The sequence below is a fragment of the Methanosarcina baltica genome, assembly GCF_055394095.1.
Window position 1 is genome coordinate 2,742,213 of the sequence record NZ_AP042463.1, and the last position, 24,045, is coordinate 2,766,257.

General features: G+C 46.6%; 23 protein-coding genes and 1 pseudogene. 14 read left to right on the forward strand and 10 right to left on the reverse strand.

The genetic code is table 11. From position 1 onward, the window contains the following. Window positions 1-60: 60 nt before the first annotated feature. From ACZ5QV_RS12110 to ACZ5QV_RS12125, 4 genes are all read right to left on the reverse strand, one after another. On the reverse strand, window positions 61-699 hold the full coding sequence (locus ACZ5QV_RS12110; RefSeq protein WP_464602105.1) for an adenylate kinase family protein: 639 nt from the start codon (window positions 697-699) through the stop codon (window positions 61-63). A gap of 318 nt (window positions 700-1,017) precedes the next feature. Continuing rightward, window positions 1,018-1,152 carry a hypothetical protein gene (locus ACZ5QV_RS12115; RefSeq protein WP_464600045.1) on the reverse strand — a complete coding sequence of 45 codons (135 nt, stop codon included), beginning with the start codon at window positions 1,150-1,152 and terminating at the stop codon, window positions 1,018-1,020. A 239-nt stretch (window positions 1,153-1,391) separates the two neighbouring features. Next, complete coding sequence (locus ACZ5QV_RS12120; RefSeq protein WP_464600046.1) at window positions 1,392-2,072, reverse strand: potassium channel family protein; 681 nt, start codon at window positions 2,070-2,072, stop codon at window positions 1,392-1,394. 56 nt (window positions 2,073-2,128) lie between these two features. Then, window positions 2,129-3,556: a TrkH family potassium uptake protein gene (locus tag ACZ5QV_RS12125; RefSeq protein WP_464600047.1), complete on the reverse strand. Its 1,428-nt coding sequence runs from the start codon at window positions 3,554-3,556 to the stop codon at window positions 2,129-2,131. A gap of 102 nt (window positions 3,557-3,658) precedes the next feature. Between ACZ5QV_RS12125 and ACZ5QV_RS12130 the strand changes: the two genes are divergently transcribed. From ACZ5QV_RS12130 to ACZ5QV_RS12160, 7 genes and pseudogenes are all read left to right on the forward strand, one after another. Continuing rightward, window positions 3,659-3,811: a hypothetical protein gene (locus ACZ5QV_RS12130; RefSeq protein ID WP_464600048.1), complete on the forward strand. Its 153-nt coding sequence runs from the start codon at window positions 3,659-3,661 to the stop codon at window positions 3,809-3,811. A 46-nt stretch (window positions 3,812-3,857) separates the two neighbouring features. Further along, window positions 3,858-5,675, forward strand: a complete 1,818-nt coding sequence (locus ACZ5QV_RS12135; RefSeq protein WP_464600049.1) for an SLC13 family permease — start codon at window positions 3,858-3,860, stop codon at window positions 5,673-5,675. A 131-nt stretch (window positions 5,676-5,806) separates the two neighbouring features. Beyond that, window positions 5,807-7,228, forward strand: coding sequence for a rhodanese-like domain-containing protein (locus tag ACZ5QV_RS12140; protein WP_464600050.1), 1,422 nt, complete (start codon window positions 5,807-5,809; stop codon window positions 7,226-7,228). A 111-nt stretch (window positions 7,229-7,339) separates the two neighbouring features. After that, window positions 7,340-7,861 (forward strand): annotated as a pseudogene (locus ACZ5QV_RS12145) (YeeE/YedE thiosulfate transporter family protein); the annotation flags it as partial. A 41-nt stretch (window positions 7,862-7,902) separates the two neighbouring features. Beyond that, complete coding sequence (locus tag ACZ5QV_RS12150) at window positions 7,903-8,460, forward strand: YeeE/YedE thiosulfate transporter family protein (protein ID WP_464600051.1); 558 nt, start codon at window positions 7,903-7,905, stop codon at window positions 8,458-8,460. 635 nt (window positions 8,461-9,095) lie between these two features. Further along, window positions 9,096-9,515 carry a DUF1699 family protein gene (locus ACZ5QV_RS12155; protein ID WP_464600052.1) on the forward strand — a complete coding sequence of 140 codons (420 nt, stop codon included), beginning with the start codon at window positions 9,096-9,098 and terminating at the stop codon, window positions 9,513-9,515. A 446-nt stretch (window positions 9,516-9,961) separates the two neighbouring features. Continuing rightward, window positions 9,962-10,747, forward strand: coding sequence for a helix-turn-helix transcriptional regulator (locus ACZ5QV_RS12160; protein ID WP_464600053.1), 786 nt, complete (start codon window positions 9,962-9,964; stop codon window positions 10,745-10,747). Here ACZ5QV_RS12160 and ACZ5QV_RS12165 read toward each other — a convergent pair. Beyond that, window positions 10,734-10,922 (reverse strand): hypothetical protein, encoded by a 189-nt coding sequence (locus tag ACZ5QV_RS12165; RefSeq protein WP_464600054.1) that lies wholly within the window; start codon window positions 10,920-10,922, stop codon window positions 10,734-10,736. The two genes, ACZ5QV_RS12160 and ACZ5QV_RS12165, sit on opposite strands and share 14 nt — an antisense overlap. A gap of 174 nt (window positions 10,923-11,096) precedes the next feature. Here ACZ5QV_RS12165 and tnpC point away from each other — a divergent pair, with 174 nt between their 5' ends. Further along, the gene (tnpC, locus tag ACZ5QV_RS12170; RefSeq protein ID WP_464599339.1) at window positions 11,097-12,569 is read left to right on the forward strand and encodes an IS66 family transposase; all 1,473 of its coding nucleotides are present in this window, start codon (window positions 11,097-11,099) and stop codon (window positions 12,567-12,569) included. 127 nt (window positions 12,570-12,696) lie between these two features. Further along, on the forward strand, window positions 12,697-13,161 hold the full coding sequence (locus tag ACZ5QV_RS12175) for a hypothetical protein (protein ID WP_464600055.1): 465 nt from the start codon (window positions 12,697-12,699) through the stop codon (window positions 13,159-13,161). A gap of 70 nt (window positions 13,162-13,231) precedes the next feature. Here the strand turns inward: ACZ5QV_RS12175 and ACZ5QV_RS12180 are convergent, their stop codons facing one another. From ACZ5QV_RS12180 to ACZ5QV_RS12190, 3 genes are all read right to left on the reverse strand, one after another. Next, window positions 13,232-13,672: a flavodoxin domain-containing protein gene (locus ACZ5QV_RS12180; protein ID WP_464600056.1), complete on the reverse strand. Its 441-nt coding sequence runs from the start codon at window positions 13,670-13,672 to the stop codon at window positions 13,232-13,234. Window positions 13,673-13,861: 189 nt separating this feature from the next. After that, window positions 13,862-15,238, reverse strand: coding sequence for a PAS domain-containing protein (locus ACZ5QV_RS12185; protein WP_464600057.1), 1,377 nt, complete (start codon window positions 15,236-15,238; stop codon window positions 13,862-13,864). Window positions 15,239-15,445: 207 nt separating this feature from the next. Then, entirely contained in the window at window positions 15,446-15,679 is a 234-nt protein-coding gene (locus ACZ5QV_RS12190) for a hypothetical protein (RefSeq protein ID WP_464600058.1), read from the reverse strand. Window positions 15,680-15,724: 45 nt separating this feature from the next. Here ACZ5QV_RS12190 and ACZ5QV_RS12195 point away from each other — a divergent pair, with 45 nt between their 5' ends. The 5 genes from ACZ5QV_RS12195 (at window position 15,725) to iscB (ending at window position 21,752) form a co-directional block, all read left to right on the forward strand. Continuing rightward, the gene (locus ACZ5QV_RS12195) at window positions 15,725-16,336 is read left to right on the forward strand and encodes an IS607 family transposase (protein ID WP_464600059.1); all 612 of its coding nucleotides are present in this window, start codon (window positions 15,725-15,727) and stop codon (window positions 16,334-16,336) included. A 111-nt stretch (window positions 16,337-16,447) separates the two neighbouring features. Then, window positions 16,448-16,678, forward strand: coding sequence for a hypothetical protein (locus ACZ5QV_RS12200; RefSeq protein ID WP_464600060.1), 231 nt, complete (start codon window positions 16,448-16,450; stop codon window positions 16,676-16,678). A gap of 446 nt (window positions 16,679-17,124) precedes the next feature. Beyond that, the gene (gene ilvD, locus ACZ5QV_RS12205) at window positions 17,125-18,786 is read left to right on the forward strand and encodes a dihydroxy-acid dehydratase (RefSeq protein ID WP_464600061.1); all 1,662 of its coding nucleotides are present in this window, start codon (window positions 17,125-17,127) and stop codon (window positions 18,784-18,786) included. A gap of 211 nt (window positions 18,787-18,997) precedes the next feature. After that, the gene (locus ACZ5QV_RS12210) at window positions 18,998-19,198 is read left to right on the forward strand and encodes a hypothetical protein (RefSeq protein ID WP_464600062.1); all 201 of its coding nucleotides are present in this window, start codon (window positions 18,998-19,000) and stop codon (window positions 19,196-19,198) included. Between the two features lie 1,243 nt (window positions 19,199-20,441). Next, a complete protein-coding gene (gene iscB / locus ACZ5QV_RS12215) occupies window positions 20,442-21,752 on the forward strand; it encodes an RNA-guided endonuclease IscB (RefSeq protein ID WP_464600063.1) in 1,311 nt (436 codons plus the stop codon). 446 nt (window positions 21,753-22,198) lie between these two features. Here the strand turns inward: iscB and ACZ5QV_RS12220 are convergent, their stop codons facing one another. Both ACZ5QV_RS12220 and ACZ5QV_RS12225 read right to left on the reverse strand, forming a co-directional pair. Continuing rightward, window positions 22,199-22,555 carry a hypothetical protein gene (locus ACZ5QV_RS12220; RefSeq protein WP_464600064.1) on the reverse strand — a complete coding sequence of 119 codons (357 nt, stop codon included), beginning with the start codon at window positions 22,553-22,555 and terminating at the stop codon, window positions 22,199-22,201. Between the two features lie 26 nt (window positions 22,556-22,581). Further along, window positions 22,582-23,814 carry an RNA-guided endonuclease InsQ/TnpB family protein gene (locus ACZ5QV_RS12225; protein WP_464600065.1) on the reverse strand — a complete coding sequence of 411 codons (1,233 nt, stop codon included), beginning with the start codon at window positions 23,812-23,814 and terminating at the stop codon, window positions 22,582-22,584. Between the last annotated feature and the right edge of the window lie 231 nt (window positions 23,815-24,045).

Here is a 24,045-nt window from a genome sequence, read left to right on the forward strand (position 1 = left end):
ATTCCCAGGAGCAGGTCACAGGCGATTACGGAAATTTTTGTTTTTTCGGAAACACAATTCTCAGGAAACCGAATCGATCCAGTCTAAAGAACCGGGTTTATAGGCCTCCAGCTCCTGCTCTGACCCGCTCAGGAGATGGTCTATAATAATTTCCACATCTGTCGCGCTCTCTTCAGAAGTCCTGTCGGTGGTGTTGACTTCAAAGACCTTTTCGCACCACTCGAAAGCTTCCACAAGGATCACGTCCAGGGCTTCAGCCTCCGCGTTTTCATCAAGTTTCGCTTCAGAGTAGCCGCGTGTCGCAAGTCTTTTTTTCAGTTCCGGAGGGTAGGCCCGGAGCACGATAACAAGGTCAGCTATGTAATGGGCCATGTGGCTTTCAAGGATTATTACCCTGGAACCTGTGGTCCCACCGGTTTCTCCACCAGTGCCGCTTTTCTTACTTATGTTGTCTTCGCCTTCCCTGCCTTTTTCGCCTTCTTCGCCTTCCCCGCATTCGGCAAGAATTTTATCCAGATGGGCCCGGACAAGGTCCATGTCCGCAACAACAGCGTCCCGTTTTTCGTCAACTTCCGAATAAAGGTGTTCTTCCCGGATCATTTCATTGAGGTGAATGACCTTCCAGCCCCTCCTGTCGGAAAGTATTTTGCTGATCGAGGTTTTCCCGGTCCCGGGAGTGCCTGTAAGTCCTATTAGCATGGGCAGGAAAATAGAGTTTATGGCAGTTATAATTAATGCCGGGTATTTTTTCCTGTTTTTCACTGAAAAACGAGTCCTCAACGGCCGACGGAGGATGCCGGGCATTCCATAAATTAATTAAAAAAGAAGCTGCTGTAAAACTGCACATATATAATTAAAAAAGAAGCTGTTGCAATACCCCACAAAAGGTACTGATTTCTAACTAACAGGAATCCCTGTCAATTACCCGGCGCCTGAAAAGGCTTTCTGACAATTTCCTGAAATTTAATTTTTGGCCAGATCGGGTAATTGACAGATAGGGAATAAAGAATCAGGGAATTATTTTTTCTTATTTTGCTTTGCCAGTTTCTTTTTTGCGTCCTTGCTACCAGCAGCAGCCAGTTTTTCAAGTCCTGCGACTTTATCTTTGCGGGCTTGATCTTTTCTTCCTTTATCTTTTTTAGTCATTGCCATAACAAAATACCTTCGTAGAGTGTGCTTATTAAATATTTGATTAGAGGCCGGAGCAATGCAGGATTTCAACATCCACTGCCACAACGCACTCTTTTCTATTTTTGAAACTACTTATCAGTTTCCACTGTACCTAAAATTATTCAGCAGGTCTGCAAGGTTTTGCGGGCACATCTCACTAAAAATATTAACTCCTATTTCGCTTCGGAATGGCCCCTGATAAAATATGCAGAATTTATCTATCAGGGTGAGGTGGACTCCTCTGGCTCTTTGAGCATCTCATAGACCCGATTAATGTGCTCGGCCCGGGTTATTATGAGCAGTTCGTCTTCTTCTTCCAGGCGAGCTCCTCCATCTTTTTCCCCGCAGGTCAAAGTGAAGTCTTTTTTCCGGTAGAACCCGATGATTTCGGTGTTTTCCGGAAGCTGGAGCTCTAAAACCTTTTTTCCGGCCAGGTGTTCCCCCAGAATCACGCTTGTAAAACGGACGTCCGAGCGCATGAGGTTGCTCAGTTCAACGGTGTTTACCCCTCGCAGGGCATCTGCAATGACCGTGGAAGCGAGGTGAGGGGGGTTGATAAGGTAGTGGAAGCCGAGTTTTCTGCCGACAGCCGTGAACTTTTCGTCGTCGGTCTTGATGATTATCTTTTCAACGTTCGCCTCTCTGGCAATCAGCCCTATCAGGATATTGTCCTGGTCGTGCCCTGTACAGGCGACAACCGTATAGGCGTCTCCGATACCGGCTTTTTCCAGGATGTCGGGATGAGTGCCCTCGGCATGGATGACGGTGCAGTCCAGCTCCTCCGCAAGCTCCCTTGCAAGCCCTTCGTCCTTTTCTATCAGGATAACCTCATTTCCCTGCATGATCATACTTCGGGCGAGATGCAGCCCGAGTGGACTTGCTCCGACAATGATTATTCTCATGACTCAAACCCCCAAATCAAATCTCAAACTCCCAATCAAACTTCGCTCTGAATCCATTATTTCCGAATCCAGGTCTGTGGTAGTAGCAATATACATAACGGTATGATCTCGATCCTCCCGAGCAGCATGTCCGCACAGAGCACAAGCTTCAAAAACAGAGGCATGGCAGGATTCGTAACCCCAACCGAAAGCCCGGTTGTTGCCAGGGCGCTTGAGACCTCGAAAAGGGCGTCTGCGGCTCCGGTTCCGGCAAGCATGAAGATGAAGGCGGAGGAGATCAGCAGCCCGAAGTAAAGCAGCACGAAGGTTGTGAGGTTGTAAACCTCATTCGCTTCGATCACGTTTCCGTTAACCTTCAGGGGAGTGATGGCTTCTCTAGGCAGGAAAAAGCGGAAAAAAACCATTTTAATCAGGCTTATGACCACAATCAGACGAAAGATCTTGATCCCGCCCGCGGTTGAGCCCATGCTGCCTCCTATGCACATGAACACGCTCAGGAATACCTTGGAAGCGTCCGAAACCGGCCCGAGGTCCATGGTCGAAAAGCCCGTGGTCGTAAGGGCCGAGATCACCTGAAAAGCCGCAGCAGGAAGATACCCAAGCATCTCAGGGCCCGGGGCAAGGGTGAAGGCGAATAAAACTGTCCCTGCCACTACAAGCTTCAGAAGATACCTGATCTGCAGGTCTCCTCTCAGACCTCCGGGAGATTTCAAAAGCCCCGGGTAGAGGGAAAAACTGATCGCTCCCATAAGGCTGGAAAGTCCTATCATAAACGCGGGCAAAACCCCCGGATAGGCCGCGATGCTTTCGGATCTCGTCGAAAAGCCTCCCGTGGAAATTGTGGAAAGCGCATGGGAAAGAGCGTCAAACCCGTTCATCCCGCCCGCGAGCAGGAGCAGAAACGAAGCCAGAGTCAGCCCCAGGTAGACCCGGCCGAGCAGTCTGGCAGTTGCAATAACACCCGGCCTGACCCGGGCCTCGCCCAGGTTTACCCTGTAGAGCCGGAAAGCCGTAGTCCCTGGCCGTATGAGGACACCCAGCACAAGTACGATTATTCCTATCCCCCCAATCCACTGTAACCAGGAACGGGTAAAGAGAAAAAGAGGGCTCATTCCTGCCGGGGCCACGCTCAGGCCCGTGGTGGTAAGTCCCGAGACGCATTCGAAAAAGGCATCCGGATAGGGCATGTCCGTGGAAAGGGCCATGGGGACCGCGCTTATAAATGAGCAGAGGGGAAAGATCAGGGCCGCAAGGATTACGGCTTCCTTCAGCTCAAGCTCGTAATCCGGAAGAGACCTGTGAAGGAGAACTCCCACAACCGCCGTCAGGAGAACTGTCACCCCGTAAATGGAAACCGCAGCCGGTTCACCCAGGAGGAGGGCCGCCCCCATGGGCACCAGCAGGACCGCCGCAAAGGCCACGAGGATGTGCCCTGTGTACTTCAGGACGGCCAGGGGGTCCACGGGAGAGACAAGTTCGTACATAGGAGTTAATTGTAGTTTTTTCCTTAAAGGCTTATTTCAATTACAAATTTTTATACGAATGCTTATATTTTTTAAGATAGGAGACGATTGTTAAAGGGGATTATGATTGGGGTAATTACCGAAGTTGATATCAGAAAAACTAAGAACAGAATTACGATCAAAACCACGAAGCCTGTGATGGTTAGAACCTTACCCAGGGCAATCATCATGCAGGAGGGGAAAAAGCCTGGATTACTTTCCCAGCCTTACGCCTGAAATCCTGCTCACGCTCCTGGTCCTCGCAGGCACCATCCTCCTTTTTGTGGGCGAGGTCTTCAGGGTGGACATAATTGCGGGGCTTGTCATGCTGAGCCTGGCCTGGTTGGGACTTGTGACCCCGCTCCAGGCTTTTTCCGGTTTCGGGAGCAATGCAGTTATTTCAATTATCGGGGTCATGGTGCTCGGCAGGGGGATAGGAAAGACCGGGCTTATGAACAGGCTGGGCCGGAAATTTGTGGCCCTGGCAGGGTCCAGTGAAAAAAAGTTGCTCGGGGTGCTCTGCACCGCTGTGGGTTCACTTTCGGCTTTTATGCAGAATATAGGTTCGGTAGCCATCTTTTTGCCCGCCGTGCTCAGGATTTCTAAAAATACGGGGATTCCGGCCTCCCGCTTAATCATGCCCATGGGGTTTGCGGGAATTTTGGGGGGCACTCTTACTATGGTCGGGTCCGGGCCCCTGATTATCCTCAACGACCTCCTCAAGCAGGGAGGATTCGAACCTTTCGGGCTTTTCAGTGTGACCCCGGTAGGAGTCGCCCTGCTCCTGGCCGGAACCGGATATTTTCTGATTTTTGGAAAGTACGTGCTGCCTGAAAATACGGGGACTGAGAGTGGAGGAGGTGGGGGCAGTGGCAGTGGCATTGCTGGTTCGGGGGCCGGGGTCGAGGGAGACCCCTCCACTCCATCCGCTCATCCTCCCGCTCTTCCACCTCAGAAGCAGCTTGTTGAGACCTGGCAGCTCCCTTCCCGCATTGTTTGCTGCAATATTCCGGAGGGCAGCCCCCTTGCGGGCAAAACCCGGGAAGAGGCCGGGTTCTGGAAGGAGTACGGACTGCACCTGCTGGCCTTTGCCGAAGGAAAAGAAATCTCTCATGCCCCCTGGCGCTATACCCGGCTTTTTCCGGGGCAGGATCTTGCTCTGCTGGGCTGGCCTGAGGAGGTTGAGCGTTTTATTTCAGACAACAAACTCATTCCGATAAAGGCCTCTTCCATATGTACCGAACTTTCGGAAGGGGATGTGGCCGGGTTTGCCGAAATTATCATCCGCCCCAAAGCCTCCATTGTGGGAAAGGCTCTCCGGGAAATTGCCCTGCGCAAGACCTACGGGGTGGACCCTCTCCTTCTCCTGAGCGGGCCCGAGGAGGTTCGGGGTGACTTTTCCGACCGGCCACTACAGACCGGGGACACGGTGGTCGTGTACGGGCCCTGGGGTTCGATCAGGGCCCTGGGGGATGATCCGGATTTCGTGCTCCTGACTCCTGTTGAGGAGGAAAATAAGGAAGAGTCAAAGCTTCTTCAGGCTTCATTTTGCTTTATCGGGGCAATCCTTCTGGCTTTTTCGGGTTTTCCCCTCGCTGTGAGTCTGCTTTCCGGGGCTATGGGCATGGTCCTTTCCCGGGTGCTTTCTATTGAGGAGGCTTACAGGGCTGTTGACTGGAGGACGGTCCTCCTGCTCGGGGGCCTGATCCCTCTGGGGCTTGCCATGGAATCAAGCGGGGCGGCGGCATTTCTCGCAGGAAAGGTGATGGCGGTGGTCGGGGGGAGCCATCCCCTGGTAATCATGTTTGCGATTGCGGGCCTGACAACCCTCTTTTCCCTCTCCATGTCCAATGTTGCGGCAACAGTCCTGCTTGTGCCCCTGGTCCTGCTCATAGGAGAGTCCACAGGCCTCTCTCCCAGGGGGCTTGCCCTCCTTGTGGGAGTTTCGGCGTCCAACTCCTTCGTGCTGCCCACGCACCAGGTAAACGCCCTTCTGATGGGGCCCGGAGGGTACAGGAACGTGGACTATATGAGGGCCGGAGGGGGCATGACTCTGATCTTCCTTGTCATTGCGGTGGGGCTGATTTACCTTTATATGTAATTTTCATCTGTAATCTTCGTCTGTAAATCATTATCAGTAACTCTTCATCTGTAATCTTCATCTGTAAATCATTTTTATCCTAACAAAATGAATACAATCAAAGAAATTATCTGAAAACCGGGGGGTATTTTGTGATAATACAGCAATTTTTTGTGAGAGGCATAGCGCACAGTTCCTACATCCTGGCAGGAAAGGAAAGCTGTGCGGTCATTGACCCGCGCAGGGATACCGAAATCTACGTCGAGGCCGCCGGGGCCATGGGGGTAAAGATCACGCACATCCTTGAGACGCACCTGCACGCTGACTTTGTTTCCGGACATCTGGACCTTGCTAAAGAGACCGGGGCAAAAATCTACGTCCCGAAAGCCGGGAACTGCAAGTTTGAGCATGTGGGGCTTGTTGAGGGAGACAGCTTCGAAATCGAGGACATGGTAATAAGGATACTTGAAACTCCGGGCCATACGCCTGAACACATCTCCTATGTGGTCTCGGACACCTCCAGGGGTCCGGATCCTGTTGCTCTTTTCTGTGGAGACACCCTTTTTGTGGGAGACGTGGGAAGACCCGACCTGTTCCCGGGCCGGGCCGAAGAACTTGCGGCCAAACTCCATGACAGCCTTTACAATAAACTGCTTACCCTTCCCGATTCCTGCGAGGTCTACCCGGCCCATGGGGCAGGTTCGCTTTGCGGAAGAGCCATGGGGGCCAAACGGACAAGCACCATAGGCTACGAAAGAAAGTACAATTACGCCCTTCAAATCCCTGACCGGGCGGATTTCATAAAGGCCCTTACGACCTATATGCCCCCGGCCCCGGACCATTTCAGCCGTTGCAGTGCCGTGAACGGGGAAGGCCCGGCTTTCCTGAAGGAACTTTCTTCTCTCAGAGCAGTCCCGCCCCTGGAGTTTCTCGAACTTTCCGGAAGAGACGACACTCTTGTCCTGGATACCCGCTGCTATGAAGGCTTCGGGGGAGAACATGTGCCGGGCTCCTATAGCATCGATATAGCGGGTAACTTCGGGACCTTTGCGGGCTGGCTCCTGTCCCCTGATAAAAAGATCCTGCTTGTGAGCTATGACGAGGCCCATGCCCGGGAGGCCGCAGTCTGGCTGCACAGGGTCGGGCTTGATAAGATTATCGGCTATCTGAATGGAGAAACGTTTGCCTGGGTGACCGCAGGTCTTCCTGCAGAGCATGTCCCGCAGCTTTCCACTCCGGAACTTTATGCAAGGATCCGGGAAGAGAAACCTCTCGTGGTCGTGGATGTCCGGGCTCCTTCCGAGTACGAGAACTTCCATATTGAAAATGCCCTGAACATCCCGGTCCCGGACCTGCGGACCCGCTACTCCGAACTTGACCCTGAAGCCGATACTATTCTTATCTGTAGTACGGGGCACAGGTCAAGCATGGGAAGCAGCATCCTGAAACAGCATGGTTTTAAAAAGGTCTGTAATGCCGCGGGCGGGATGACGGGCTTTAACGCCGCAGGGTTTGGGCCTGAGTGCCAGATGTGCTCCCTTTCCTGGGCGGGTGACCTCAAAAAACGGACCTGAGCTGTTCTAGGAAGGGAAATTCAGACGGAAAAAAGCCGAAAAAGTAGAGAAAGTAGAGAAAGCAGAAAAAAATAGAAAATAAGATAAGAAAATCAGGAAACGGAGGTCAAAACCCTGGGAATCTTCACTATGGAAACGTGGTCGCCCCATGTGGTCGGGATCGGCATAGGTATTTTAAGCTGGCTTACCTTCCTGCTTTCCGATAAGGCTATAGGGACTTCAACCGCCTACGCCCGGACCGCAGGAATGATTGAGAAATTGTTTCGGGGGAAGAAGGTGGAGCAGATGGCCTACTTTAAAAAATTCCCCCCTGTTGTGGACTGGGAATGGATGCTCGTACTCGGGATTATTTTCGGTTCCTTCATCTCCGCTCGGCTTTCGAGTATTTTCCGCTTTGAGTGGGTCCCTTCCGTCTGGGGTGCGGCTTTTGGGCCTGACCCCTTCATCAGGGTGTTCGCGGCCCTTGTAGGGGGCTTTTTTATAGGTTTCGGGGCCAGGTGGGCCGGAGGCTGCACGAGCGGGCACGGGATTTCCGGGACTCTCCAGCTTACTCTGGGGAGCTGGATTTCGGTAATCTGTTTTTTCATAGGAGGAGTGGGAGCCGCTTTTTTGCTCTATTTCTCCGGGACCTGAAGGTTCGGTAAATTAGGAAATAAATTAGCAGGGAGGACCGGATGTTAGAAGGACTTCATTCAAGGAAAAAACTTCAACTGGGCCTGGGCTTTCTTTTCGGAATTATTTTCGGGTTCCTGCTCCAGAAAGGAGGAGTTTCTCATTACAATGTTATTATAGGGCAGCTCCTCCTTACCGATTTCACGGTGGTAAAGATCATGCTTTCGGCAACTGTCACCGGGATGCTGGGGGTATATTTCCTCAAAACCCTGGGGCTTGCAAAACTTCATCCTAAGGCCGGGGCTCTTGGCACGAACGTGATCGGAGGTCTCCTTTTCGGAATCGGCTTTGGAATTTTAGGCTACTGTCCGGGGACGATGGCAGGAGCAGTGGGAAACGGTTCTCTGGACGTGCTGGTGGGAGGGATTGCGGGCACCCTCCTCGGGGCAGGGGTCTTTGCCGAGCTGTATCCGAAACTGGAAGGTGGAATCCTCAACAGAGGATATTACGGGGACGCAACCCTGCCTGAAATCCTGGGGGTCAGCCAGTGGATAGTCGTGCTGCTCGCTGCGGCCCTGCTGACAGGAGTTCTGTGGGGGCTTGAAAGGGCCGGGTTGTGAAGATTATTTTGGAAAATCTACGTTTCTTACTATGCCCTTTTCCGGATATATTCTTTCTTTTTTATTGATTTTTTCAGATTTTTCATTTTTTTAAATTCTTACCCTTATTTTTTTCTTTTTCCCGTTTTTCTCTTATTTTTTTCAGTATCTGGCCTTTATTTTTTTATTAACCTTATATTTCTCAGGGAATTAGCGATATTGGCTTATTTTGCAGGGGAATTCCTCTTTTTAGCCTTCAATTGCCCTTTTTTCGCATTAAAAAACCCTTATGTTCCTTATTTTTACTTCTAATCTTTTCCCCTCATTTTTTGGAAATTCCTTACTTTTAATTTCATATCTTTTACATAGGCCTTCTAGCAGAGGGGTTTTTCCTCAGGATGCCTACATACAATGAAAAATTACCTTTTTTTTGAAAAAATAAAGCCAGAAATCGGGACATAAATGGAAAAAATGAATTATGAGGTGTAAACAAATAATAATGATTTTTAAAGCGATCCTGATTATGATTCCTCCTTTCCGGAGTTTTCATCTCTCGCACAGTGTCAAAAAACCTTTCACGGGGAGATAAATATTTATAATGAGTGTGTATTATTATAAACTAAAACGAAAATAGCAAAAAAGTGGGGGGAAATCGTATGAAAATAAGGGTCGTAAGTTCCAGAAAAGAAATTTTCACGCTGAATCCTAACGAGAGAATCGTACACCTTGCTTTCAGACCTTCGAACAAAGACATTTTTGCACTTGTTGAGACCTGTCCGAAGATCGAAGTAATCCAGCTTCCGAAATCATACAGGCGCACGGTTTCAAAGTCTATAGAGATGTTCCTGGAGATGCAGAGAATCCAGCTTATTGAAGGGGACGTATGGGGACACAGGAAAGACATCAACGAATATTATAGTATTCCTTCTTCGGTGATCGAAAAGATCAAGGAAATGAGATTAGAAGGTACACCGGCTGAGAGGATCGAAGAAAAGATCTCAAGGGAGAGCAAACTCAACCCTGCAATGATAGCCTATATCCTTTCCAAGGAAGGGGCAAGGGAAATCATTGCCTGAGGGCCGTGGACCTCAGACTTCCCTTTTTGACTTCGGGGAGCCCGTGATTCCGATAGATTGCAGAACGAGGGGCTGCAACTCGAGCTGGATGAGCGGGTTCTATAAATCATACATATCCAAATTTTTCTTTTACATCGGTCCTTTTTATTTTTCCGAAACTTTGTACTTTTTCCTGTACGTACAAAGGAGAAAAAAACGCTATGTTTTCCCCCTTCTAAAATCGGAATCAAAAGTGAGTTCCCTTCTGAAACACAGTTAGGACTTACGCAGTTGAATGAAAAAACATTAGCATGGGACATGGAACTATCTAAAGAGTAATTTTGTTGATATGGCCTCATGCACTTGGTTTTACAGCTCAAGTGCGTAACTACTAACAGTAATCTTTATAAAGGCTGAACCCAATTTTACTAGGTGCTAGTAAAAATTTTATAAAGATAGGGGTAAAGATGGATCCGTTTCTGCTCAATTTAATATTTCTTTCTGAAAAAAGGAAAGACCTGCTGCTTTTCCTCAAAAACAGCCCCAAAGGTATGGAGGAAATAAAAGAAGCCCTTTCCGTGACCCCCACTTCAATCCTTCCCCAGATTAAGAAACTGAAAGAAGAGCAGCTTGTATTCCAGAAAGACAAAAATTATGAACTTTCCGTTATCGGCAAGGTAATCGTTGAAAAGATGGAACCTCTTCTAAATACCTTTAAACTGTTCGAGGGGAATTTTGAGTACTGGTCGGAACGGGACCTCCAGGGAATCCCCATTTCTCTCCGAATGAGGCTGGGGGAACTCGGGAAATGTACCCTGATAAGACCTGACCTTAACTACATGTTTGAGCTTAACCGGGAATTTGTGGACCAGGTCTTCAAATCCGGCTATGTCTATGGTTTTTCCGCCTATTTCCATCCGGCGTTCACATCGTTATATGCGGAATTTGCGGAAAAAGGCCTTAAAATTTCTATCCTCCTGACCGAACCGGTGTTCCAGAGGTTCAAAACGGACTATAGGGAAGCCCTGGAAAATATGCTGAATCTTAAAAACATAAAAATGTTTGTCCTCCCCGAGGACATGAAAATTGCAGCCCTTACCGTAACGGATAGGTTCATGCTTATTTCCCTTTTCCCGAAAGCCAGGCTCTTTGACAGGGAGAGTCTGATGTGCTCCGAACCAAAAAGCCTTCAGTGGGGAAAAGAACTCTTCGACCACCTGCTTGAAGGTGCGGCCCAGGTCACAGAGGTCTGAAAGGCCAGCCAACCCTGTGCCTCTGCCCGCAGTCCGGACAGATCAATATTATTTCAAAAATGTCATTTTTTTTGGCAAAGGAGATGTGAAATCCTCTCCTGTATCCACAGTTCTCGCAGATGTGAAACTCTTCTTCAAGCTGCTTTTCAATGACACTTTCTGATATGTCGTTCATTTCCATGCCCTCTCCTCTTTGTTTTCAGAAACTACAGCTTACTGGTTTCCAGAACCCCTATTAGTTTTCTTTCGCAAAATATATTGTAACTATTCAGCCATACTTTGAACAAAGGCAATTTTTCCTCGTTTCGAGGAAAAATTGCATATAAAATAACTCTATCTCTTCAGTATCATGCTTACACGTGAAGAGATTCTTGAAATCTATGAAGAAGGCCCTGAAGCAGTCGTTGCTGTAATTCAGAGACTTGAGACTATCATAGAGAAACAGGCTTCTCAAATTGCTGAACTTGAGGAACGTGTAAGGGTTTTAGAGGCTCGTCTAAATCAAAACAGCCAAAACAGCAGTAAACCTCCTTCTACTGACGTTTTTGTGAATGAAAAACCTAAACCTAAGAGTAGCCGCACAAGAAGTGGGAAAAAACCTGGTGGTCAAAAAGGTCATTCTGGAAGTACTTTCGAAATGGTTGGGGATCCTGACCATATAATATTTCATTCCCCTCACTGCTGTGAAAATTGTGGTCATGATCTTGAAGATACTGAAGTTCGGGACTGTGAACGCAGGCAAGAAGCTGATATTCCTCCTGTGAACATCATATTTACCGAACATCGTGCTGAGTCCAAGAAATGCCCTCACTGTGGGAAAATAAACAAAGGTACTTTTCCAGACTCTATAAAATTCCCTATTCAATATGGACCTCGCCTTTTATCCTCTCTTGTATATTTAAGGAACTTTCAATTGATTCCTTATAAACGGATTTGTGATTTGTCAGAGGACTTTTATGGAATACGTATCAGCCCTGCTACCATAAAAAGAGCTGAAAAGGAATTATTCCAGAAATTGGAACCTTTCGAAAAAGCTGTTTTCGAACATCTACGGGTAGCCTATTCTGTACATTGTGATGAAACAGGAATGAGGGTTTTAGGGACAAAATGGTGGCTCCATGTTGTTTCAAACAGTCTGTGGACATACTATTTTGTACATCCAAAAAGAGGATCAGAGGCAATGAATGCTTTGGGTTTTCTTCCAGAATACAAGGGGGTAGTAGTTCATGATGGTTGGGCATCATACAACAAATATGGATGTGAACATGCTCTCTGCAATGCTCATCTTAAGAGGGACCTCACTGGAGTTGAAGAGAATTTTGAGCAGCAATGGGCTAAAAAAGTAAATGAACTTCTGAGTGAAGTAAAAAAATATACCGACGAATGCAGAGAAATGGAAATTCCAATAGATCCAATAAAAGTCAGGGCATTCGAGGAAATATACGATAAAATAATTAAAGAGGGAATTGAAGAAAATCCACCTCCTGACCTCTCAAAACAGGTTAAAAAAAGAGGAAGACCAGCACAAACAAAAGCAAAGAATCTCCTTGATAGGTTCATAAAATACAAGGATAGGATTCTGAAATTCCTCAATGACCTGAGAGTTCCATTTGATAATAATCAAGCAGAGCGAGACATCAGAATGATGAAGCTACAACAGAAGATTTCGGGAACTTTCCGAAGCATCGAAGGAGCGGTAGCTTTCTGCAGAATTCGGGGATACATATCCACTATTAGAAAGAATAGCTTGAATGTCATGGATGCTATTCGAGCGGCGCTCAATGGAGCGCCGCTATTATCCGATAGTTGCAACATTAGCTGAAACTATGCTTTTTTTATCAGTAGGCTGAATAGTTACAATATATTTATCAATTCATCCTTAAATAATACAGACTCTTTTATTCCTGCAGACTTTATTAATCGGTTCAGGAGGAAAAGCAATAACAATCTTGCACGAGCAGAAAGCCCCTTACGGCAGTCCGGTAAAAGTCCTGACTACTCTGGGTTTTTTGCTGATTCTGGCCATTTACATGTTTTCGATTTTCGGGCTTTATGGGTTTGGCCTGGAAAACGGGGAACAGCATATTATCGCGTTCGTAGTTCTGCTCTACGGCTTTTCTATGTGGGGCTTTTACGGCATGAAGTTTCAGCTTACCCGGCAGAAGGTTCTGGTTTATTTTCCGCCTTTCAGGTACGTAATCGAATATTCCGGGATAAGTTCCGTTGAAATCCTTGAAGGGATTCCCTGGTACACGGGCTGGGGGCTCAGGATTCACGGCAGAAAAATCCTTTTTGTGGGAAAACATGCCAGAGCGGTCCTTATCAAAAAAGAAGAAGGGTTTTTCCGGCAGGTCGTCCTGGTTCCGGAAAACCCCGAGGAGTTCGCAAGACAGCTCCGGAATGTAATGGGCTGATAACCTTGTTGCTAATCCTGGCTGCTGATCCTGGCCGACGATCTGTCAACTACCCGCGAATTCCAAAAATTTAAGTTTTGTGCTGTTTCAACCACCCCGCGATATCGACCCCCAGCCGCTTGCATTCCTTCAGGTCTTTATCCGTGGGTTTGTGGAGGATGCGGAGCACAGGGTCTATTACCTGCATTTCCAGGTCTCTCATTTTTTCCGCAATCATTATGGGTGCTTCTCCGCTCCAGCCGTAGGACCCGAAAGCTGCCCCCAGTTTTCCCTGCGGTTCTGCGGCTGATAGGGTTTCTTCCATGAACTTTTCCATGGGTGGCAGCATTTTGTAGTAGAAGGTCGAAGAGCCCACGGCTATCGCATCAGCTTCCTTCAGTTCTTCTGGTTTCACATCATAAAAACTCAGAGACTTTACATCAACATTTTTCGAATCAATCCCTTCGGCAATTGCATCAGCCATAGCTTTTGTGTTTCCCGAAGTACTCAGATAGACAACTATCGCTTTCAAAAAATTCCCCCTCTATTTCCCGGTAATTTCAAACAAATATTCAATGAGTTTTATATGTCTACTAATTTTTATGAATGTTCTGGACAACTCCTTTATCTCAAATAGCAGAAGATCCCTTCCTCGACAGTTCCGGCTTTGCCGGAACTGGCAGGGAGGGGTAGTTGACCAATTCTTTAGTTCCCCGGACCGTCAGGCCAGATCAGCTTCTATGCGAATAGGAGCGATATAATTCACCGCCTGAAGGGCAATGGTTTCCAGAAAGGTGCGGATATTCGGGGCGAATTCCTCCATGTTGTGGGAAGCCAGGTTCAGGCTGCCTATGATCTCTCCCTTATACTTGAGCGGGATTACCGCAACTCCCCGCAGGCCTTCTTCCCCAAGGGCTTCCCCCAGCAGTTTCTCAGAAAAAAAACTGAGTTTATAGCTGGGTTTTTCTCTCGTGATCTGTCTTGCTTCGGAAGATCCTGCCTCAAAGGTGGAAACCTTTTCTACGAATTCGGTGGAAAACCCCCTGTGAGCCACCAGGTTTATCTTGTCCACAAGTTCGTCAACCAGATAGATCCCTCCTGAATCTATTCCCTCTACCTGGAAACAGGCATTCAGGACCTCTTCAAGCATTGTCTGCAAACTCCAGGTCGAGCTCAGGGACGTGCCCAGGGCCCGCTCGATTTCAAGGAGCTGTTCGGCTTCCTTTCGGGCTGTAACGTCCACAACAATCCCCTGAAGGTGAGTGGCCTCGCCTTTCGGGTCTCGCTGGATAAAGGTCCTTTCATCGACCCAGCGCAGTTTTCCGTCCTTTGTAAAGAGCCGGTACTCCATCATGAAATCGTTATATCCTTCCTTTATGCAACGGGAAAGCTCTTTGATTACTCTTTCGAAGTCATCAGGGTGGAGAATCTCCCCATAAAGGACATTTTCTGAGAGAAAGTCCTGGCTCGTGTACCCGAACTGCACAATGTTTTCCGATACAAAGACCGCAGGCCACTTTTTTTCATTTTTCCACAAAAAGACCACTGCGGGACTGTTATTGATGACAGTGTTGAGCACTTCCACCTCTTCAAGGGCCTTTTTGAGAGCTTCTTCGTTTTCCTTTTTAGCTGTAACGTCCAGGATAATGCCCTGGTAGTGTGTGATTTCCCCCGTTGCATCTCGCTGAATAAAGGTCCGCTCACTAACCCAACGTGTGTTCCCGGCCTTTGCCAGGATCCTGTACTCAATATTGAAATCCACGGCCCCTTCTCGGGTCTGCCGGTCGAGCTCCTCTTCAACCCTTTTAAGGTCCTCGGGATGGATGATGTCCCCATAAAGCAGTCCCCCGCTCACAAAATCTTCTGCCGTGTACCCGAACTGGATCACGTTTTCGGACACGTACTCCACAGGCCACTTTTCTTCATATTTCCATAAAAAAACAATTACAGGGCTGTTATTGATGACGGTCTTCAGAGTTTTTTCTCTCTTCAGGGCATCTTCGAGAGCCCTTTCCTCCCTTTTACAGGTATCCAGAAGCTCTTCCTTTGAAAGTCCTTTATTTATCCGGCTGTTTTTTTCCAAATTACGGGAGTCCATATTTTTCACTCCTGGTAATAAACCGGCTCCTGAATGGGATGCCGATCAGCAGGCTTTTGTTTTCTGAATCTGTTCGCGGCGTATGTCCGTATATGGGACCTGCTCATTTCCCCGTGTAAATTTATCCCTTATGGAATATCTAATTTCTCAAATACAAATCAAAAAAAACTGATTGCGGGGAAAACCTGATAGCTTCTGCAATTTCCTTTAAGATTTCCGGGGCCGGGCCTCGATTTCCAGTCTCATCATCCTGATATGGATAGTCCCCCCTGCATCCGCAGGAAAGTCGGCAAGATACCTTTCGACAGCTTCCAGGATAAAGGTTTTACGCAGCTCTCTCTGTACTTTTTCAGTGAAGGGAAAACAGGTAGAGGCAATCCAGGAAAAAAACGCTTCTTCATTTTGAAAAACCATGTCTTTTGGGATATAAACTGAAACCAAAATAACCACTAATTTTTATAATATTTAACATAATGTATACTATTGATGGTTAAAAGGGCATTCAATATAAAAGAAGCAGCCGAATATTTAGGCGTTAACCCCGAAACACTAAGAAGGTGGGAAAGGGATGGGAAAATCAACCCCGAAAGAACCGAAGGCGGGCATAGGAGATATACTGAAGAATTATTAATAAAATATAAATTTAAACCAAGAAATGATAAATTAACAATTGGATATTGCAGAGTTTCGACATCAGGGCAGAAAGAGGATTTGGAAACCCAGGTCGATGCTGTTTCTAAATATTGTGTTGCAAACGGGTATCAATTTAGGGTAATAAATGATGTCGGTTCTGCTTTAAATTATAATAAAAAAGGCATCGAAGAACTAATTAAATTAATAGAACACAAAGACATTGAAAGGGTTGTTATACATTATAAGGATCGGTTAATAAGATTCGGATTTGAACTTTTTGAAGAATTATGCAAATCGAATGGAGTTAAAATCGAAATAATAAATCAAACTGAGGATAAAACGTATGAAGAGGAATTAATTGAGGACGTTCTTACAATAATCACAGTATTCTCAGCTAAATTATACGGAAGCCATAGCCATAAAAATAAACAGATAATGGAATCAAACACAAAAATGTTTAAATGACTGGTTATTATGTCAAACCGAGCTAAAGGAATGAGTCAAATATAATTTCAAGTATTTTTGTTTACCATTTCTTAACCACGGAACACACGGAAGGACACAGAAACCGGCCTGATGGCCGGTGAATACGCCGGGACTTTAAATACCCGAAGTTTCACTTCCCGAGTTTCGCTTCGGGAGCACGAGGTCCGTTTCGCTCGCTGTGCGAGCTCAAGCGGACTGAAAAACGCCAGAGCAACCTTAAATATCGTCTTCCTGCATTCTTTTTCCGTGTGTTCCGTGGTTTGGATGCACACACCAAATGTCTCAATCAACAAAAATACAACCTGTGTGGGTATAAAGTGATTTCCTGACTGAAAATATAAAGTTGTTTTTCAGCCATTCCTAAATATAAATATAATCATACTGTCACATATCTGAAATAGAAGAGAAATTGTTAAAATGAGTGAACGGGTTATACTGCTGGGATATGAAAATTGCTGGTATTCAATTGCTGGGAATGTGTGATCTTGTAAAATTGGCCCGTTCACCATTCACTTGCACATTTCTCCCTCATTTGAAGGTATATATAAATATTGAGTTTTTTTAATCATTTGTATCCTTTTTGTGCCAGATGATGCTAAGAAATTATCCTTAAAAGGTCTCTCTATGGCCGGGTTTATGAAAACCCCGGGTGGGAAAGGAGGAGGGTGGTCCCCGGAGGGCCTTCCGCGAGACCTTTACATGAGACCTGTTTTATACCATGAAGTTTTTTCCTAATCTATACATTTCAGATCATCAGGAGATTTATAATGAGAAGTGACATAGTCAAGAAAGGACTTGAGCGGGCCCCCAACCGTTCTCTTTTGAAAGCGACGGGGATTACGGATGCTGAGATGAAAAGGCCGTTTATTGCGGTTGTAAACTCCTGGAACGACATCATTCCCGGGCACATCCATCTGGATAAACTTGCCGAGGCTGTGAAGGCCGGGATCAGGAGCGCTGGAGGAGTGCCTTTCGAGTTCCACACCATTGGGGTCTGTGATGGGATTGCGATGGGACACGAGGGTATGAAATATTCCCTTCCCAGCAGGGAAGTTATCGAGGACACCATCGAGCTGATGGTCAGAGCCCACCAGTTTGACGGGATCGTACTGATGCCCGCCTGTGACAAGATCGTACCGGCCCATGTCATGGCGGCCGGAAGGCTTGATATCCCCGCAATTGTTGTTACCGGCGGCCCCATGCTTCCGGGCTACGTGAACGATGAGTACACGGACCTTATCTCTGTTTTCGAAGGGGTCGGAGCCCGACAGGCAGGCAAGATTTCCGAGGACGAACTCGCAAGGCTCGAAAACCTCTCCTGTGCGGGAGCAGGTTCCTGTGCCGGCATGTTTACGGCAAACACCATGGCCTGCATGACCGAGGCCCTGGGCCTGAGTCTGCCGGGTTGTGCAACAGCCCATGCGGTGGACGCAAAGAAGACCAGGATTGCCAAAGAGTCCGGAGAACGAATCGTCAGAATGGTCGAGGAAGACCTGACCCCTCGGAAAATCGTTACCAGAAAATCCTTTGATAACGCAATCATGGTTGACATGGCAGTCGGAGGCAGCACGAACACGACCCTGCACCTGCCGGCCCTTGCCCACGAGTTCGGGCTTGAACTACCCCTGGAGGCCTTTGACAAACTGAGCAGGACGACCCCCCACCTCATATCCCTCCGCCCCGGCGGCCCGAATTTCATGATAGACTTTGACCGGGCAGGTGGGGTCCAGGCCATTCTCCAGAGGCTTGCCTCAAAACTCCATGGGGAAGAGCTTACCGTTACCGGAAAGACTATCGAGGGAAACCTGGAAGAATTTGTAGTTATTAACCCGAAACTCAATGAGAAGATCATAGGCACCCTTGAAAACCCCAGGCACGTCGAAGGCGGAATCGCGGTCCTTAAAGGCAGCCTGGCTCCGGATGGCTCCGTTGTCAAGCAGGCGGCCGTGGATCCGAAAATGCTCGTCCACACCGGCCCTGCCCGCATCTTTGAAAGTGAAGAAGCTGCGATGGAAGGCATTATGGCAGGCCAGATCAAGCCCGGCGATGTGCTTGTTATCCGCTACGAAGGCCCGAAAGGAGGACCAGGCATGAGGGAAATGCTCTCCCCGACCGCTGCCCTTGCCGGCATGGGTATGATTGATTCCGTGGCCCTGATTACCGACGGCCGTTTCTCGGGCGGGACCCGTGGCCCCTGCATAGGGCACGTTTCCCCCGAAGCCATCGAAGGAGGCCCCATCGGGCTTGTCGAGGAAGGGGATCTGATAGAAATCGATATTCCCAACAGGATTCTGAACCTGAAGGTTTCGGAGTCGGAACTCGAAAAGAGAAAGGCCGCATTCGTTCCCCCGAAAAAGGAAGTTAGCGGCTACCTCGCCCGTTACCAGCGCGGGGTCCATTCCGCAAATACCGGCGGGATCGTGGACTGAAGAGTCTTTGCAGGGAAACAAAATACCTTAGAAAAGAGGGCTGGTTTTCGGTCCGGCCCTTTCCTACTCTTTTTTGAACCCGGTTGTTTGAAGCTGGAAACCAGGATTATCTGTTTTTTATAATCCTGTTTTTCTGAAATACAGGAAATATTTATAGGCCCCTGCGGCCATTTTTCATTGCAGCTTATTGTTATTCGTGGGAGGCCGGTTTATGGAAGTTATGGGAATATGCGCAATTTGTGGCAGGGCAGCCAAACTCTATACCTGTTCCTTATGCGGAATACTTGTATGTGAGCAGTGCATGGACCATAGAAAAGGCGTTTGTCTGCACTGCGCCCATGGAAAACGGGGAAGTGGAAGGGCCTTTTCTCCGGAAGAAGGAAAGTCAGATGAAACGGGGACTTTCAGGTAAGGAAAATTATGAAGAAAAAATACGAGGGGGCGGCTTTTTTTGAGAGGTAAGATCTAGAAAGAGATGGTCCTTTTTTTGAATCGATTTTAAGTCCCGGCGCTCTCAACGGCCGACAGAGGAGGCCGGGCGGTTCGAAATGAAAATGAAGACAGAGAACACACTAAAAAAGAGTGGGAAGCGAACGAAAACACATCACCATACCGCCTTTGTCAACTACCCCACGCTGAAGCAGTGGGGCTTGTATAAGCCCTGGTTGACCAGCCTAAGTCTTAATTGACTACGTTGAAAATGTCAGTGCGACAAGAAAGCTATAATATGAATTGCGGTAACGCTATCCCTTCCATTTGGGATAATCCTACTATGACATGCGTTGATGGTAACGTCAAGGTGTGAAGCTCATATGACAATATGGAGAAGTTTAGAAATCTAATCTAAACCATCTGTTAGGATAAGAATTCTAAGAAGAACGTAATGTGAACCATTGTAAGAATCGTGACCAACAACAAGCGAAATTAGATTGATACGCTTGAACCAAAATGGTAATGAAATCAGACCAATAAGGCTTGACATACTTATTGGGAAATGGACATATGATTTTCGGTTTAAAGATGGCTTCTAAGGTATTCACAATTATTCATTTTATAGAACTTGGTAAGCCCTATATGTTCCCCTCGGGGTAGGAATCCTGCAAAGGATGACAATGACATAGAGGGTAAAGGAAAGGAGTAGAAAGCGAATGACAATTTGTAATGAACTGTATAGGGGTTCAAAATTTGCCCTAATCCAAAAGGATGCAGACTTACTCCGTGGTATCAAAACGTAAGAATGAAGGTATGACCTATGAATGTAAGTCATTCAAATACGCTGATCGAGAAATCAATCCGCGAGAAGCTTACAAACAAAACACATGTTAATAGGCTGCAAGTCATGACTTACGAAAGCAGTTATTAACCAAATAACTGCTGCCCTAACGGGTTAAGAGATGCTTGAGCTGTATGAGGTGAAAGTCTCACGTACAGTTCTTAGGCGAGAAAGAGGGAGTAATCCCTCCGACTTAGCCGACTGATACCTGCAAATGCTTCCTCAGTTTACAGCTCTATCGTGTAGTATTAAAAGTCCTGGGAGGTAGGGACGGTGTACTACGCCTGACAAGCATTTCCAACATTGGCGAGGGGAGACAATTTAAATATTGCGTTACCTGCCACGGAAATTCGTTTCCAAAGCAGAGCGGAGAAATCCAAATATGGCATTTGTACTAAACAAGAACAAAGAGCCTTTAACTCCCTGCCATGAAGCAGTTGCAAGAAAACTGCTTAAAGCGGGAAAAGCGGTTATTCACAAAAAATATCCCTTTACAATCCGACTTAAAGAGCTGAAAGAGTCTAAGGACAATTCCGAATTTAGGCTCAAAATAGATTACGGAAGCCGTCATACTGGCCTTGCTATCCTGAACGGTTCAACGGTAGTCTGGACGGCCCAAATACATCACAGGACAGGAATTAAAACGAAACTTGATGACAGAAGAGCAATGAGGAGAACCCGAAGAAAGCGCAAAACCAGATACAGAAAACCGAGGTTCATGAACCGGAAAAGAAGGGAAGGCTGGCTGCCTCCATCCCTGCAAAGTCGTGTAGATAACATAGGAAATTGGGCCGATAGGCTCAGGAAACTATGCCCACTGACACATATTTCCTATGAAAACTGTAAGTTTGATACTCAACTCATGCAAAACCCTGAGATAAGTGGAATTGAGTATCAGCAGGGAGAGCTGCAAGGTTATGAGGTCCGGGAATACCTGCTTGAAAAATTCGGTAGAAAATGTGTGTACTGCGGAGCTGAAAACGTTCCTTTAGAAATTGAGCATATTATTCCTAAAAGTAGAGAAGGTTCAAACAGAGTTTCTAACCTGACCTTAGCTTGCAGAGAATGCAACCAGAAGAAAGGAAACAGAACGGCGGAAGAATTCGGACATCCGGAAGTACACGAACTGGTCAAAAAACCACTTAAAGATGCCGCGATTGTAACTGCTACCAGATGGAAGGTTTTTGAAGTGTTGAATAGAACGGGCCTTCCTGTAGAATGCGGTACAGGCGCAAGAACGAAAATGAACAGGATCAAAGCAGGAATTCAAAAGGATCACCATTTTGATGCTGTTTTTGTAGGCGAATCCACACCAGAAAAAATCAAGTTTGCAACAAAGAGCGTACTGCACATCAAAGCAAAGGGAAGAGGGCAGTACAAAAGAACAAATCTCGATAAGTACGGTTTTCCACGGTCATACTTGCCCCGGCAAAAAACCTTTTTCGGATTTCAAACTGGCGATACAATCAAAGCTGTTGTAACTGGAGGGAAGTACAAAGGGATCTGGTTTGGCTCCGTTGCTTGTAGGAAATCAGGCAGTTTTGACATTAAAAACAAGGAAGGAAAAAGAATTGCACAAGGAATTAATAAAAAATACTTCAAAGTGGTACAGAGAGGAGATGGCTACGAATATTCGGCAGAGGAGTACGGCATTCCTCCCGGCGCTAAAGCAACCGGGCTTCCTGCCTGTTGATCCGTGATCATCCTTTACCCAACTCAAAAAAACCGGACTGGACTTTTGAGATCTGTTTTTTTCAATGTCAGTTACGAAAAGGCCGGCCTGTGGCCGGTGAATATGCCGGAATTTGAAAAATAATATGATTTAAACCCCGGCCCGGTATCATGCAAACTGAATAACATTGTAAAAAATGTATATTGTAGCCATTACCAGCCGTGGATCTCGCCTTCGGGCTCATTTTCGGCCTGATAAAAGCTGAACCCCTTCTTTTCAGTATCTTCAACACCCGAGTTCCGCTTCGGGAGCACGGTATCCGTTTCACTCGCTTCGCTCGCTCAAGCGGATTAAAAATAATCTCAGCGGCCGGTGAGTACGCTGGAATTTGAAAAATAATCGAATTCAAACCCCGGTCCGGTATCATATCATTTGAACAATATTATAAATAATGTATTTTGTAGCCATTACCAACCGTGGATCTCGCCTTCAGGCTCATTTTCGGCCTGATAAAAGCTGAACCCCTTCTTTTCAGTATCTTCCACAAACACGAATTTTTCCTCTATTCCCACTTTTGCAAAAGCGAGGGCATCGTCTCCGTCCCTTACGGCTGGCAGGATGTCCACATCAACGTGGTCCCGGATCTCGCTCGCGGGCAGGAAAGCCGTTATTATGAACCAGTCAATGTCCCCTACATAGTCCTTGCCAACGTAACGACTCTGGTCAGGAGGGATTTTGGTCGCTTTCTGATGCATCTCGGTCCCGTCAGCCCGGTAAGCCACGAAACGGATTATGTGATGGGTCTTATTCTTAATTATCGCCACTATGCTATGAAAAGTCCTAATTAGTATCACAAACTATTATGAATTTGTGATATAAACTGTTCTTTGTATAGTGGATTAACACTAACAGGGTGAAGCACAACACCCTCTATCCCCTCTGCAAAGGCATTAGGGATTGCTTTTCTAATCATATTATATGCTGCATTGACATCAGCGTTAAGAAGAACTCCCGTGGCACTTCGGAAAAGCCCTCTTTTGACCCGTTTTCCGAGATATTCTTCATGGTGTTCCATTAGCTCATTATCAAGGAAAGAGCATTTGCTTGTATAGGATTCTTCGATCCGTTCAACCGAAATTCCAACCTCTCCAGCCTTGTACTCGACCATTGAAATAAGGGTACTGTGGGGAATCTGAGCAAAATTCTGATTATTTTTCTTGCCCATGTTGGTTTTCTGTTTCCAGAAAGGGTTGCTTCCGATAATGATATTCTCCACGTTCATTTCCAGAGCATAGTTGATTATTGCCCTGCTCAGTTTGTGGAGTACGTCTTTAATCCGTGAGTTTCGTTTATGGGTAAGTACTTCTACACCCTTTCCGGTCTTTATCCCATGTTTCTCATAAGTGCTCTGGAGCTTTGCTTTCTGCTTGTTGTAAAACTGGTTTACTGACTTGGCAACCCCGCCCTTAACAATAATTGGGTTTCCACCAAAATTGTTTGCAATAGTTGCAAGGTTGACAACTCCAAGATCAATTCCCAGGACTCGACCGGAAGTAAGAGGTATGGGATCTTCGATTTCCTTTTCAAAAACAATTTCACAGGTGTATCCTGCGTGTTTTGGAATGATCCTGACTTCTCTCAAATTAGTATCATCAGGAAGTCTTGTCTGGATGGATAACGGAACTACTTTGGGAAACTTGAGCACCCCGTCTTTGATACTGACCTGCTGATTTGTAAAAATTAACAGGTATTCCCCGTTTTTTTCCAGGTACTTTGGAGGCTTTGGTTTGCCTGTGAAAAGTTCAGGATTCTTTTTGTAAGATTTTAAAGCTTCGAAAAAAGATTTCCAGTTACGGTCAAGTACTTTCAGAGTCTGTTGAGCAGATTTAGCAGGAAGCTCTTTGTAAGGCTCAGAGGCCTTCACAAGCCCATAAAGTTTATTGTACCTGATCCATTTTCCGTTATTGAAGAACTCCTGTCTGATAATATAATCAGAGAAATTGTACAGGTTTTTGGACTTATGGCACAAATCCCCTATTTCCCTGGAATGAAACTGGATTTGCTCAACACGTTTAATTATCAATTTGGCTCGACCTCGATTTCTAACCTTTTTTCTTTTCTTTTGCTATAATGTTTCACAGAATAATAATGAAGCATTGAAATTATTTCGTCAAATATTTCTGATGCTTAATGTATTTCTTGATACCTTTAGCAGATTGAGCACTTTTTTTGCATTTATGGTGGATATTATATAATATAATCTGGATACTTATTAGATCTATCTCACATTTCGAACCCTAACACTCTTGTACCA

Coding starts and splice junctions, on each gene's coding strand:
- ACZ5QV_RS12115 (WP_464600045.1), bottom strand. CDS start 1,152: ATGGCAATGACTAAAAAAGATAAAGGAAGAAAAGATCAAGCCCGCAAA.
- iscB (WP_464600063.1), top strand. CDS start 20,442: ATGGCATTTGTACTAAACAAGAACAAAGAGCCTTTAACTCCCTGCCAT.
- ACZ5QV_RS12210 (WP_464600062.1), top strand. CDS start 18,998: ATGGAAGTTATGGGAATATGCGCAATTTGTGGCAGGGCAGCCAAACTC.
- ACZ5QV_RS12165 (WP_464600054.1), bottom strand. CDS start 10,922: ATGAACGACATATCAGAAAGTGTCATTGAAAAGCAGCTTGAAGAAGAG.
- ACZ5QV_RS12185 (WP_464600057.1), bottom strand. CDS start 15,238: ATGGACTCCCGTAATTTGGAAAAAAACAGCCGGATAAATAAAGGACTT.
- ACZ5QV_RS12200 (WP_464600060.1), top strand. CDS start 16,448: ATGGCCGGTGAATACGCCGGGACTTTAAATACCCGAAGTTTCACTTCC.
- ACZ5QV_RS12110 (WP_464602105.1), bottom strand. CDS start 699: ATGCTAATAGGACTTACAGGCACTCCCGGGACCGGGAAAACCTCGATC.
- ACZ5QV_RS12125 (WP_464600047.1), bottom strand. CDS start 3,556: ATGTACGAACTTGTCTCTCCCGTGGACCCCCTGGCCGTCCTGAAGTAC.
- tnpC (WP_464599339.1), top strand. CDS start 11,097: ATGCTTACACGTGAAGAGATTCTTGAAATCTATGAAGAAGGCCCTGAA.
- ACZ5QV_RS12155 (WP_464600052.1), top strand. CDS start 9,096: ATGAAAATAAGGGTCGTAAGTTCCAGAAAAGAAATTTTCACGCTGAAT.
- ACZ5QV_RS12160 (WP_464600053.1), top strand. CDS start 9,962: ATGGATCCGTTTCTGCTCAATTTAATATTTCTTTCTGAAAAAAGGAAA.
- ACZ5QV_RS12195 (WP_464600059.1), top strand. CDS start 15,725: ATGGTTAAAAGGGCATTCAATATAAAAGAAGCAGCCGAATATTTAGGC.
- ilvD (WP_464600061.1), top strand. CDS start 17,125: ATGAGAAGTGACATAGTCAAGAAAGGACTTGAGCGGGCCCCCAACCGT.
- ACZ5QV_RS12150 (WP_464600051.1), top strand. CDS start 7,903: ATGTTAGAAGGACTTCATTCAAGGAAAAAACTTCAACTGGGCCTGGGC.
- ACZ5QV_RS12120 (WP_464600046.1), bottom strand. CDS start 2,072: ATGAGAATAATCATTGTCGGAGCAAGTCCACTCGGGCTGCATCTCGCC.
- ACZ5QV_RS12130 (WP_464600048.1), top strand. CDS start 3,659: ATGATTGGGGTAATTACCGAAGTTGATATCAGAAAAACTAAGAACAGA.